The organism is Collinsella aerofaciens, assembly GCF_001404695.1.
Lineage (GTDB): Bacteria > Actinomycetota > Coriobacteriia > Coriobacteriales > Coriobacteriaceae > Collinsella > Collinsella aerofaciens_E.
In genome coordinates this window covers 1-12,530 of sequence record NZ_CZAQ01000046.1, presented here as the reverse complement: position 1 = coordinate 12,530, position 12,530 = coordinate 1, and the positions used below count along the sequence as shown (strand labels likewise).

Sequence of the window (12,530 nt, the reverse complement as noted above, 5' to 3'; positions counted from 1 at the left end):
CCTGTTGTTGTGGTGATTTCAGATTCTAGGACGAAGGCCGTTCTTCGTTAAATGGACGCTAGGGCGTCACCCTTACACCAACATTTTCGACGCGATCTATGGGTGGCTTGGACAAGCAGGCGACTGCGACTTCCGAGTTCGAGATTCTCGCCCCTGTTTCCGGCGAGCTTGTTAATCTAGAAAATACCAATGACCCCGCTTTTAGCAGTCGTGCAGTGGGCGATGGCGTTGCCGTGGTTCCCCAAGAGGGAACGGTGTGCGCTCCTGTTTCCGGTACCGTTGCGGCGCTGTTTCCGACTGAGCACGCGCTGGGCATCATGTCCGACGACAGCTCTGCTCAGGTGATGCTGCACATCGGAATCGACACTGTTAAGCTTGAGGGCAAGGGCTTCCATGCGCTTGTTGCCCAGGGTGACCATGTCGACGCGGGCCAGCCCCTCGTCGAGGTCGATTTCGACGCGGTTCGCGCTGCCGGCTTCGATCCCACGGTCTTCGTTATCGTGTGCGAGCGTTCGGAGAACTCGACTCTTCGTGAGCATGCTTCCGGCCCTGTTGCTGTTAAAGAGCCTGTCGTCTGGCTTTCCGAGTAAATTCTTGTGGTGGGTACCGTGGTTATCAAGCGAGTTTTTAACAACAACGTCGCAATGGTCACTTCGGACGATGGCTCCGAGCTCATCGTCATCGGTCGAGGCCTCTGCTTTGGCCGTCATGCCGGCGATGTCATCGACGAGGCATCAGTCGAAAAGACCTACGCGTTGCAGGAGGGAACTTCTCAGGATTCGCGTACGATCGACCGCTTGGCACATCTTTTAGAGTCCATCCCCACCGTCAACCTCGTGATTTCCGAGGACATCGTTCAGATGCTTCGCCGAGAGCTCAATGTCGACATCAACGATAAGATCCTCATTGCTCTCGCAGACCATATCAGCCTTGCTTTGGAGCGCGAGCGCAAGGGCGTCTCCTGTGAGAATCCGTTGCTGCTCGAGATCCAGCAGTTCTATCGCAAGGAGTATGCACTTGCGGGCCGTGCGCTGCAGATTATCAAGGAGTATATGGGCATCCAGATGAGCGAAGAAGAGCAGGGTTTCATTACGCTGCATATCGTCAACGCCACCATGCCGCAACGCTCCGATCGTTTGATTGTTTCGGTCCAGCTTGTTCGCGACGTGCTCGCGATTGTTTCCGAGCGCTATGCTACGACCCTCGATGACACCTCGCTGCCTTACGAACGTTTCGTTCGTCACCTGCAGTTTTTCGCACAGCGAGCGCTCGATCCTACGGCCGGGCAAATCAACGGAGACGCGCTGTTCCGAATCGATGAAACGGCGTATCCGTGTGCATTCTCGTGCGCGGACGCCATAGCCGCCCACTTGTCGTCTACCTATAACGTTGTCGTTACCGATGCCGAGAAGAGTTATCTCGCATATCACATTGTTAACCTGCTTGGAGAACCTGGTCTCTAGGCATAACGTGCCCACACATCGATTGATATAAGGCAAGGCTCACGGTCTTGTCTAGGGCACATCTGTCTTAATTTGCGGAAAAGGAAGGGGAGTACCGCTATGACCGCAAAAAAGAAGTTCAATTTCAAAGCGCCGTTGGAGGTGTTCGCGAAGTCGATCGTCCAGCCGATGATGTATCTCTCGGTTGCCGGCATCCTGCTCATCGTGGGCATTATTCTGACCAACAAGACCATCTGCGCTTTGGTCCCCGTACTGGGCTCCGGTCCGTTCCAGCTTGTGGGCGCCGTTGTCTACCAGTCGCTGATGTTTATCATCAACAACCTCTCGATTCTGTTCTGCGTGGGCATCGCCGGCGCCATGGCAAAGAAGAACAAGGGCCATGCCTCGCTGATCGCCCTGATGTCGTTCTTCCTGTTCCTGCAGGCTAACAACATCGTGCTCAACGCCACCGGCTCTCTTGCCGATGCGAGCGGCATGCTCGGTCTTACCGGAACCGGCCAGGCCACCGTTATGGGCATCCAGGTACTCGATACCGGCGTGTTTGGCGGCATCATTCTCGGTTGCATCACCGGTGCCGTGTTCAACAAGTACTCGAACAAGCAGTTCCCCATTGCCCTTTCGATGTTCTCGGGCGTTCGCTTCCCGTTCCTGATTATGATCATCATTTCCTGGATCATGGGCGCTGGCTTCTGCATCGTTTGGCCTCCGGTTCAGGGCGCCATCTCCTCCGTTGCCGGCATCATTAAGGAGTCGGGCAACATCGGCCTCTTTATCTACGGCATGCTCAACAAGCTGCTCGTTCCCACCGGCCTGCACCACCTCATCTACACCCCGTTCCAGTTCTCCGATGTGGGCGGCACCCTGACGCTGGGTGATCAGGTTATTGCCGGCGCCTATCCCATCCGTGTCGCCGAGATGGCAATGACGGGCCAGCCCTTCTCCGATAGCACCTACTTCAACAGCTATACCTTCAACAACCTGTGGCCCTACATCGGTATCGGTCTCGCCTTTATCGTCACCGCTTACAAGGGGAACAAGGATAAGACCAAAGCCGTTATCATCCCGCTGATTATCACCGCCGTGCTCTCCTGCGTGACCGAGCCCATGGACTTCCTCTTTGTCTTTGCCGCTCCCGTGCTCTTTGTCGTTCACTCGGTTCTTTCCGGCATCTTCCTGGTTCTGCTCAAGGTCCTCTCCGTGCCCGCTTCGACTGCAGGCGGCATCATCAACATCGTGGTTTCCAACCTGGTTCTTGGTGTCGATAAGACCAACTGGCCGGTTATGCTGGTGCTCGGAGTCGTCAACGCCGCTCTGTACTTCTTCCTCTTCACCTTCCTTATTAAGAAGCTCAACCTCCACACGCCTGGTCGCGAGGAAGAGTCCGAGCTCGCCGAGTCCGTTGCCGAGGGCGAGGCCGCCGCATCTGTTGCGGTGAAGCAGGGCGCTGTTGCCGCGGCTCCCGCAGAGGGCGTCGATGCAGGTATTGCCGACCTGGTCGCGGGTCTTGGTGGCAAGGACAACATCGAGGAGCTCGAGAACTGCTTTACGCGTCTTCGCGTGAACGTTAAGAACCCGGATCTCATCGATGAGAACCTCATCAACCACGTGCCCAACAGCGGTATCAACCGCAACGGCAACAATATCCAGATCATCTTTGGCATGAAGGTCGCCGAGATGCGCGACAAGGTCGAGAACGCAATTGAGAAGGAGCAGTAAACAATGATCATTACTCTGTGTGGCGGCGGATCCACCTTTACCCCCGGCATCGTCAAGTCCATCGCCCTGCGCAAGGACGAGCTCGACGTTGACGAGATTCGTCTGTACGACATCAACGAGGAGCGCCAGCGCAAGATCGGCGTGCTCGTGGACTGGATTTTGCACGAGGACCTTGGCCTGGACATCAAGCTCACGGTGACTACCGACAAGGAGACGGCTTTTACCGACGCGAGCTTCGTGTTTGCCCAGATGCGCGTGGGCGGCTACGCCATGCGCGAGCAGGACGAGAAGATTCCGCTGCGTCACGGCTGCGTGGGCCAGGAGACTTGCGGTTGCGGCGGCCTTGCCTATGGCATGCGCACCATCTTCCCCATGGTCGAGCTAATCGATGACGTTGAGAAGTACGCTAAGAAGGATTACTGGATTCTCAACTACTCCAACCCTGCCGCTATCGTCTCCGAGGGCTGCCGTGTGCTGCGTCCCAACGCTCGTATCATCAACATCTGCGACATGCCGATCGCGATTATCGACGTGGTTTGCGCCGCGCTCGATATCGACAAGAAGGATGTCGAGTACGATTACTTTGGCCTCAACCACTTTGGTTGGTTCACCTCGATCCGCCACAAGGGCGAGGAGGTGCTCCCGCAGCTGCGCGAGTACATCAAGGAGCATCAGATCCTGCTGCCCGACTCCTACCTCAAGGGCATGGGCTCGCTCATGGCAAAGAAGCCCGAGGAGGCCACTGACGAGCACCCCGAGCAGAATCGCCACACCAAGGGCAGCTGGTACTACGTCTGGAAGGGCGAGTACGAGATCATGGAGTGCTTCCCGGAGTACCTGCCTAACACGTATCTGAACTACTACCTGCAGCAGAAGGAGTTCGTCGAGCATTCCAACCCCGAGCGCACCCGTGCGAATGAGGTTGAGGAGACGCGCGAGAAGAACCTCTTCGACGGCATCGATCACTACGAGAAGACGGGCGAGATCGACGAGAGCACGTTCTATGCGGGCAGCCACGGCGACTGGATTGCCGACCTGGCCATCGCTCTGAAGAACGATACCAAGCAGCGCTTCCTGGTCATTTGCGAGAACAAGGGCGCTATCCCCAACATGCCCTACGACGCTATGGTCGAGCTGCCTGCCTACATTGGCAAGAACGGCCCCGAGGTCATCAGCCGCGACAACATTCCGCTGTTCCAGCAGGGCCTCATGATGCAGCAGCTGAACTCGGAGAAGCTCGTGGTCGAGGCTACGATCGAGGGTTCGTACGAGAAGGCGCTCAAGGCCTTCACGCTGAACAAGACCGTGCCGTCGATGAAGGTCGCCAAGGAGGTTCTCGACGACATGATCGAGGCCAACAAGGGTTACTGGCCTGAGCTTAAGTAAAAGCAACAGGGTCGCTGGCCGCATACCTGGAGCAATGCCCCGTCCACGTGATTGCGTGGACGGGGCATTGTCATTTGGTAACGCGTTTTACCAAATATGGCATTTATCTGCGGTAATGTTCTATTTCACCGCTGAGGGTGACATTTTATACCGCCTGCCGAACCGTATGGAGACCTCACAACTTTTTAGGTCAGTGTTGTGCGTGTAGCAATTTCGCCCGGCCTCGCCTCCGGGCTGCCATGTGAGAGGGGATCTTATGGCTCGACTGCACGTAATGGAACGCAGCCACGCTCAGGCCGTCATGGACGACCTGCACGATGCGCTCGGACGTCGTCTGGCGGTGAGTTCGCTCGCCCCGTGTCCCGTTGAGTTTACGGCAGCGCTCGTCAACCTGTGCTCCACCCAGAGCTGCGGCAAGTGCACGCCCTGCCGCGTGGGCCTGAGCGCGCTGAGCGATCTGCTCGCCGATGTGCTCGAGGGCCGCGCCGACGAGTCCACGCTCAATCTGATCGAGCGCACCGCCCGCACCATCTATCTTTCGAGCGATTGCGCCATCGGTTACGAGGCCGGCGCCATGGCGCTTACGGCTATCCGCGGTTTCCGTGACGATTTTGAGCACCACATCCGCGAGCACTCCTGTGGCTTTGACCGCGAGGCCCGCGTCCCGTGCGTCTCGGGCTGTCCGGCGCATGTCGACATTCCCGGTTACATTTCGCTCGTCGAGGCCGGCCGCTATGCCGATGCCGTCAAGGTCATCCGCAAGAATAACCCGCTGCCGCTCGTTTGCGGCCGGTGTGCGAGCATCCCTGCGAGATGCATTGCCGCCGTGGCATGGTCGACGACCCCATGAACATCCTCGCCCTCAAGCGTTTTGCCGTTGAGCACAGTGACCTCAACGACCACAAGCCGCATGTAGTGGACAACACCGGTAAGCGCGTCTCCGTGATCGGCGGCGGCCCGGCTGGCCTTTCCTGTGCCTACTACCTGGCCGTGATGGGCCACAAGGTGACCATTTTTGAGCAGCGCCACCACTTGGGCGGCATGCTGCGCTACGGCATCCCCAGCTATCGTCTGCCGCGCGAGCGCCTGCAGGCCGAGATCGACTGGATCTTGAGCGCCGGCATCGACGTTGAGCTCGATCACTCCGTGAACGGCGAGGAGCTCGCTCGCCTGCGCGACGAGTTCGATGCCGTCTACCTGGCCATCGGTGCCCATAGCGACAAGAAGCTCGGCCTTCCGGGTGAAGAGGCGCCCGGCGTGGAGTCGGCCGTCAAGATGCTGCGCGCCATCGGAGACGACGAGCTGCCCGACCTGAGCGGCCAGCGCGTGTGCGTCATCGGCGGCGGCAACGTGGCCATGGACGTGGCGCGCTCTGCCGTGCGCTGCGGCGCCGAAAAGGTAAGCATCGTCTACCGCCGTCGCATCTGCGATATGACGGCTCAGGACGCCGAAATCGCCGGCGCCCAGGCCGAGGGTTGCGAGGTTCTGGAGCTTACGGCCCCGCTCGCCATCGAGACGGGCGAAGATGGTCGCGTGAGCGGCCTGCGCGTGCAACCGCAGATTATCGGCGAGCCTCGCCGTGGGCGTCCGGCCCCGCGTGCCGCAGCCACGCCCGAGCGCGTCATTCCCTGCGAGCGCGTGTTTGTGGCCATTGGCCAGGACATCGATTCCAAGCCGTTTGAGGACATGGGCATCGCCTGCAAGTGGGGTTGCGTCGTCACCGATTCGGACGGCGCCGTGCCCAACTTCGATGGCCTCTTTAGCGGCGGCGACTGCCAGACCGGTCCCGCCACCGTCATCCGTGCCATCAACGCCGGCCGCGTGGCTTCGGCAAACATCGACCGCTACCTGGGCTTTGACCACAAGATCAAGCTCGACGTGGAGCTGCCGACCGTGCAGTTTAAGGGCAAGCACGAGTGCGGCCGCTGCGAGCTGGGCGAGCGCGAGGCCGGCGAGCGCATTCACGATTGGAATCTGGTCGAGCAGGGTCTCACCGAGGAGGAGGCGCGCCAGGAGGCGAGCCGCTGCCTGCGCTGCGACCACTTTGGCTTTGGCGCGTTCCGCGGAGGGAGGAACCTGGAATGGTAGAGCTCAACAAAACCACCGTCGGCGACAACAGCGAAAACGGAGCGCACAACATGGTCAAGCTCACTATCGATAATTGCGAGGTCGTGGTACCCGAGCACACCACGATCCTGGACGCGGCCAAGTCCGTCGGCATCCAGATTCCCACCCTGTGCTACCTGCGCGATCTAAACGAGATCGGCGGCTGCCGCGTGTGCGTGGTCGAGGTTGAGGGCTGCGACCAGCTGGTTGCCGCCTGCAACAACTACGTGCTCGATGGCATGGTGGTCCACACCAACAGCCCCAAGGCCCGCGAGGCGCGCCGCACCAACGTGCAGCTGCTGCTTTCGCAGCACGATTCACGCTGCACGAGCTGTGTGCGCAGCGGTAACTGCAACCTGCAGACCATTGCCAACGACCTGGGCATTTTCTATCTGCCGTTTCAAAGGCATTTGGCGGGCGAGGGCTGGGATTTCGATTTCCCCATCATCCGCGAAAACGACAAGTGCATTAAATGCATGCGCTGCATCAAGGTGTGCGAGAGCGTACAGGGCCTAGGGATTTGGGACCTGACCAACCGCGCCACGCATACCGCCGTGGGCACCCGCGGGCGCGTGCCGATCGGCAAGACCGATTGCGTCGCGTGCGGCCAGTGCATCACGCATTGCCCGACGGGCGCGCTGCGCGAGCGCGACGACACCGAGACCGTGTTTGACGCGCTCGCTAATCCCGACAAGATCGTGCTGGTGCAGATCGCGCCTGCCGTTCGCAGCGCCTGGGGCGAGGAACTCGGCATTCCGCGCGAGGAGGCTACCGTCAAACGCCTGGCTTGCGCGCTGCGCCGCGTGGGCTTTGAGTACGTGTTCGATACCGATTTCTCGGCCGACCTCACCATTATGGAGGAGGGCTCCGAGCTGCTCGAGCGCCTGGGCGCCGCCGCTAAGGGTGAGGGCGACAGCCGCGGCTGGCCCATGTTTACGAGCTGCTGCCCGGGCTGGGTGCGCTTTGTGAAGGCACGTTACCCCGAGTTTGTCGACAGCCTGTCCACGTCCAAGTCGCCGCAGCAGATGTTCGGCGCTATTGCCAAGACCTACTACGCCAAGGCGCTGAGCGTGGAGCCAGAGCGCCTGTTCGTGGTGTCCGTGATGCCGTGCACGGCCAAGAAGGCCGAGTGCGCGCTGCCGAGCATGGTGGGCGAGGGCGGCGCGCCCGACGTAGATGTTGCGCTGACGGTGCGCGAGATGGTGCGCATGATCCGCGCGAGCCACGTGGGCGTGGACACGCTGGTCGAGGAGCCGCTCGACACGCCGCTGGGCTTTGGCACGGGCGCGGGTGTGATCTTTGGCGCCACGGGCGGTGTGATGGAGGCTGCTGTGCGCTCGGCTTACTACCTGGTGACGGGCAAGAACCCCGATGCGGATTTCTTTACCGACGTGCGTGGACTCGACGGCTGGAAGGAAGCCGTCGCCGATATCGATGGCACTAAGGTGCGTGTTGCCGTGGCGCACGGGCTGGGCAACGCTGCCCGCCTGCTCGACGCGATTCGCGACGGCCGTGTGAGCTATGACTTCGTTGAGGTTATGGCATGCCCGGGCGGCTGCGTCGGTGGCGGCGGTCAGCCCATCCACGACGGCTGCGAGCTGGCGGCCGAGCGCGGCCAGGTGCTCTGGGGCCTCGATGCGAACGCCGAGATTCGCTTCTCGCATGAGAATCCCGATGTCCAGGCGTGCTATAGCGAGTTCTTGGGTGCGCCGCTCTCGCCGCTGGCCGAGGAATTGCTGCATACCGATCATCACGCATGGACGATGCCTAACGAGGGGACGTGCTAGCGATGCGCGCGTTTGATGTTGAGATGTCGCGCCGGGGGTTTGCCTCGGCGCTCGCCATGGGCACCCTGTCGCTTGCGCTCGCGGGCTGTGGCGGCGGGGCTGCCGGTGTCGGGTCCGCCGCGGGCTCGGCTGCCACGGACGGCGCCGGTGCTGCCGCAGAGCCGGTCGAGGTACACGTCGCCTCGCTCAAGGGGCCGACGTCGATTGGCCTGGTGCAGTTTATGGACCAGGCGGCCGACGGTGCCACGGACAATGAGTTCGACTTTGCGATCAACACTGCCGCCGACGAGATTGTGCCCAAGGTCATTCAGGGCGATATCGATATCGCCCTGGTGCCCGCCAACGTGGCGAGCGTGCTCTACAACAAGACTGAGGGTGCGGTGCAGGTCATCGACATCAACACGCTGGGCGTGCTGAACGTTGTGACGGGCGACGCGAGTGTGGCCTCGTTTGGCGATCTGGCGGGCCATACTGTCTATATGACGGGCAAGGGCACCACGCCGGAGTACGTCATGAACTACCTGTTGGAGCGCGCGGGCCTGACCGGCCAGGTTACGCTCGAGTTTAAGAGCGAGCCCACCGAGGTGCTGTCGGCGTTGCTTGCCGATCCGTCTGCCGTGGGCGTGCTGCCGGAGCCGTTCAAGACCGCTGCCATCGCAAAGAGCGAAGGCAAGCTGTCGGCTCCGGTAAGTCTGACCGATGTGTGGGATGAGCTGGCAGGTGACACGGGTTCGCGCCTGCTGACGGGCGTGACCGTGGTGCGCCGTGCCTTTGCCGAGGAGCATCCCGAGGCCGTGGCGGAATTCCTGAGCTGCCATGCTGCGAGCGTTGAGGCCGTGAACGCGGCGCCGGCGGACTGGGCTCAGGCCGTGGTCGATGCGGGTATCGTGGATAACGCCGCGATTGCCGAAAAGGCGATTCCCGGGTGCATGCTCGTGTGCCAGACGGGGAGGGATATGAAGGCGGCGCTCGGTGGGTACCTGCAGGTGCTGGCCGATGCGGACGCGAGCGCCGTGGGCGGCAAGCTCCCGGCTGACGATTTCTACTGCATGGAGTAGCCCGTGCGTGCGTTTGCTCGACAAATGACAGAGCGTATGAAGGCGGTGGCGGCAGCAGGTGCCGTTGCCGCCTTTTGGCTTGCCGTGTGGGTGCTGATGGCGGGTTTCGTGGCGCAGCCGTTGATTTTGCCGGGGCCGGGCGCCGTCGTGGTGGCGTTGCTGCGACTGGTATGCGATGCCGGCACATGGGCGATTCTGGCAGGCTCGGGTGCGCGAATCTTGGGCGGGCTGGCGCTTGCCGCGGTGTGCGGCGGCGTACTGGCGGGAGTCTCGGTGCGATCGCTGACGTTTGCCCGCTTGGTGGCGCCGGCGCTTTCGTTTGTTAAGGCGACACCGGTTGCCTGCGTGGTGGTCCTGCTGCTCATTTGGTTGGGGTCGGCGCGCGTGAGCATTGCGGCGGTCTTTTTGATGGCACTTCCGGGCGTGTATTTTTCGTTGGTCGAGGGTTTGACGCAAGCGGATAAACCGCTGGAGCAGGTGTTTCGTCTGCATGGCGTGCGGGGCTGGCGACTGTTTTGTGCCCACACCTGGCGCGAAGTCCTGCCGTTTGTGCTTTCGTGCGCCCGCGCTGTGATCGGCATGAGCTGGAAGGCTGGCGTGGCGGCGGAGCTCATCGGCATGGCGACGGACACCGTGGGCGAACGCATCTATCAGGCGAAGCTGCTCATCGAGACGGCTGATCTGCTGGCGTGGACCGTGCTGGTCGTTGCCGCCTCGTGGGCGTGTGAGCGCGTGCTGGTGTGGCTGCTGCGGGTTTCGGGACCCGTGGCGTGGCGCGCGGCCGTGCGGGCACATGGGCATGGACTGCGCGGGCGTACAGGGGCTGCGAGCGATGGTGCTGCAGCGGAGCTTGCGCTTGCCGTGGGCGACCGGGCGCCCTGGTCGCCGGCGCTCGACGGACTGGTGCTTCATGTGCCCGCCGGTGGACGCACCTGTGTGATGGGCGCTTCGGGCGTGGGCAAGTCGACGTTGCTTGCGCTGGTGGCGGGGGAGTGCGCACCGTGCTCCATGGTGTTTCAGGACGTGCGCCTGGTCGAGGACGCCTCTGCTTTGGATAACGTGCTGGTGTGCGCCGATGCACGCGTGAATGCCTCGAGTGCCGCTGCCTTGTTGCGCCTGCTGGTACCGGGGATCGATGTGCATGCCCGCGTGGCCGAGCTCTCGGGCGGGCAGCGCCGTCGCGTCGAGATTGCCCGAGCCCTGCTGTGTCCGGGCGGCGCAGTGATTCTAGACGAGCCCTTTACCGGTCTAGACATCGCTGCGCGCGACGCATGCACCGAGGTCGTGCTCGACTTGCTCGACGGCCGTATGCTGTTGCTTGCCACGCACGATTCCGCTGACGCTCGGGCCCTCAATATCTCGGACATCATCACGCTCTAAAGACTTACTCAGCAACAAATTGATCCGTTTTTTCTCCGTCCCCATGGGGTCGGGTATGGTATTCTATCTGTGGGGTAATACTTAGGAATACCAAGTAATACCAACGCCGTAGAACAAACTCCAGATGCGGGCCAATCGGGTTGCCTTCACAGCCCGTCGCCCAGCCGCGTGGCCCGCATCCATCCGCACCACCGTCGTTTCAAAAAGGAAGCGCCATGGCAGAACACATGACCCCGGTTGTCGCGAAGGTCTTGCCCGAGGAAAAGGCGGCCTTCGCGGCGGCAACCCAGCTCGTGGGCACTACGCCGTCCAACGCCATCCGCATGTTTATCGCCGCCTTCAATCGCTGCGGCACCTTTCCGTTCGACATTTCGCCCAACGGGGCCTTTGGCGCTGCGCCCGATTCTCATCAACAATGACTGTCCCAAACTGCCGGCACTTGGGGACGTTCCTTTTAATATGAGCAGGACATTGTCAAGAGGCAAAATCGGGCCTGGCCCCAACGATATGGGGTCAGGCCCTCTCCCTATATCAACCCGTCCGCGGCGACCTCGGCGTGTCTTACCGACGCTCGTCTTTGCAGTTTAATATCCGCCCGCGGCGATCTCTCGCTGGGCAATCCGTTGCTACGGCTGAGGCTTCTACGTCGAACCGACAGTCTGTGCACGCGTGTGGCGCCCTGGGCGCTCGCAGAAAAGGGACCTGAGGTTCGCCTCAACGGCTTCGGATCGAACCGCTTCCGGGGTGATCGGCTTATGTGCGGGGGACCGGCCCCCTACGCCTCCTCGGCCATGAGGCCGACCGCCCACACCCAGCAGGCGAGCTCGCGCGCCGTGGCCACGTTCGCCTTGTTGCCGTGGACCCCGCGCGCGAGCAGCGCCTCCCGCCTCTCGACCAGCCTCCGCACGCCCTTGGCGGCATGCCTGCGGGCGACCCGGTCCGGGGCCTGGCCCTTGGCGAGGTCCTTCGGCCGCCCCGAGCACGTCAGGTAGTGCCACGCGGCCTCGACCAGCGCCTTCCTCAGGTGCTTGTTGCCTGCCTTGGTGATCGCGCCCCTGCGGTCGCTCTCCCCGCTGGAGTGCTCGGAGGGCGTCAGGCCGACCCATGCGGCGAACGACCGGGCGTTCCCGAACCTCGAGAACTCGCCGGCCTCGAACACGAGGTCGGCGGCCGTCGCGGTGTCGACGCCCTTGAGGCAGCGCAGGGAGTCGACCCTCCTCCTCCACCTGGGCTTGCGGGCCTCGGCCTCGACGAGCCCCTCGAGCCGCGCCTTCTCCTCCGCCGCCCGCCTGACCGCGTCGACGTAGTAGGCGAGCGCGTCGTTGTCGGCCCCCTCCGCGAACCTAATCGACTCGATCCAGGACCAGTGCGCCCGGGTCCAGTTGCCCTTCCTGCGGCCGGTGGGCGTCCTCTCGTCGAAGGCGAGCCCGTGCCTGAGCAGGAACTTGGAGAGCCGCTGCTTCGAGCGCGAGAGGTCGTCCCTCGCGTCCTCGAGCGCCCTGGTCAGGTGTTAGCGTCAATCTAATTTTCACCAGTTTCACCAATCAAACGCGCCGTTCGCGCAAAGGCGGCTTCACCGCTTGCGCTAACGTATTTTCACCGATTCCGGTCACGCCTTGACGGGTCCGTCCCTC

11 protein-coding genes are annotated in these 12,530 nt (G+C 62.0%); 10 read left to right on the top strand and 1 reads right to left on the bottom strand.

Annotated elements, in window-relative coordinates; genetic code table 11:
- Nucleotides 1-98 precede the first annotated feature (98 nt).
- The 10 genes from AQ996_RS09045 (at nucleotide 99) to AQ996_RS09005 (ending at nucleotide 11,315) form a co-directional block, all read left to right on the top strand.
- A complete protein-coding gene (locus AQ996_RS09045) occupies nucleotides 99-590 on the top strand; it encodes a PTS sugar transporter subunit IIA (protein WP_055252561.1) in 492 nt (163 codons plus the stop codon).
- A gap of 18 nt (nucleotides 591-608) precedes the next feature.
- On the top strand, nucleotides 609-1,463 hold the full coding sequence (locus AQ996_RS09040) for a PRD domain-containing protein (protein WP_070097167.1): 855 nt from the start codon (nucleotides 609-611) through the stop codon (nucleotides 1,461-1,463).
- Between the two features lie 99 nt (nucleotides 1,464-1,562).
- Nucleotides 1,563-3,179, top strand: coding sequence for a PTS transporter subunit EIIC (locus AQ996_RS09035; RefSeq protein WP_055252560.1), 1,617 nt, complete (start codon nucleotides 1,563-1,565; stop codon nucleotides 3,177-3,179).
- Between the two features lie 3 nt (nucleotides 3,180-3,182).
- Nucleotides 3,183-4,565: a 6-phospho-alpha-glucosidase gene (locus tag AQ996_RS09030; protein WP_055252559.1), complete on the top strand. Its 1,383-nt coding sequence runs from the start codon at nucleotides 3,183-3,185 to the stop codon at nucleotides 4,563-4,565.
- A gap of 256 nt (nucleotides 4,566-4,821) precedes the next feature.
- On the top strand, nucleotides 4,822-5,415 hold the full coding sequence (locus tag AQ996_RS10160) for an NADH-ubiquinone oxidoreductase-F iron-sulfur binding region domain-containing protein (RefSeq protein ID WP_253274636.1): 594 nt from the start codon (nucleotides 4,822-4,824) through the stop codon (nucleotides 5,413-5,415).
- Nucleotides 5,379-6,653 (top strand): FAD-dependent oxidoreductase, encoded by a 1,275-nt coding sequence (locus AQ996_RS09025; protein WP_253274635.1) that lies wholly within the window; start codon nucleotides 5,379-5,381, stop codon nucleotides 6,651-6,653. The genes AQ996_RS10160 and AQ996_RS09025 overlap by 37 nt, the downstream gene beginning before the upstream one ends.
- Complete coding sequence (locus AQ996_RS09020; protein ID WP_253274634.1) at nucleotides 6,647-8,458, top strand: [FeFe] hydrogenase, group A; 1,812 nt, start codon at nucleotides 6,647-6,649, stop codon at nucleotides 8,456-8,458. The genes AQ996_RS09025 and AQ996_RS09020 overlap by 7 nt, the downstream gene beginning before the upstream one ends.
- 2 nt (nucleotides 8,459-8,460) lie before the next feature.
- On the top strand, nucleotides 8,461-9,516 hold the full coding sequence (locus AQ996_RS09015; protein WP_055252558.1) for an ABC transporter substrate-binding protein: 1,056 nt from the start codon (nucleotides 8,461-8,463) through the stop codon (nucleotides 9,514-9,516).
- A gap of 3 nt (nucleotides 9,517-9,519) precedes the next feature.
- Entirely contained in the window at nucleotides 9,520-10,896 is a 1,377-nt protein-coding gene (locus AQ996_RS09010; RefSeq protein ID WP_148315930.1) for an ATP-binding cassette domain-containing protein, read from the top strand.
- Nucleotides 10,897-11,111: 215 nt separating this feature from the next.
- Entirely contained in the window at nucleotides 11,112-11,315 is a 204-nt protein-coding gene (locus tag AQ996_RS09005; protein WP_055252556.1) for a type II toxin-antitoxin system RelB/DinJ family antitoxin, read from the top strand.
- A gap of 356 nt (nucleotides 11,316-11,671) precedes the next feature.
- Here AQ996_RS09005 and AQ996_RS10155 read toward each other — a convergent pair whose 3' ends face one another.
- Nucleotides 11,672-12,100, bottom strand: coding sequence for a transposase (locus tag AQ996_RS10155; protein ID WP_262348764.1), 429 nt, complete (start codon nucleotides 12,098-12,100; stop codon nucleotides 11,672-11,674).
- Nucleotides 12,101-12,530: the final 430 nt, after the last annotated feature.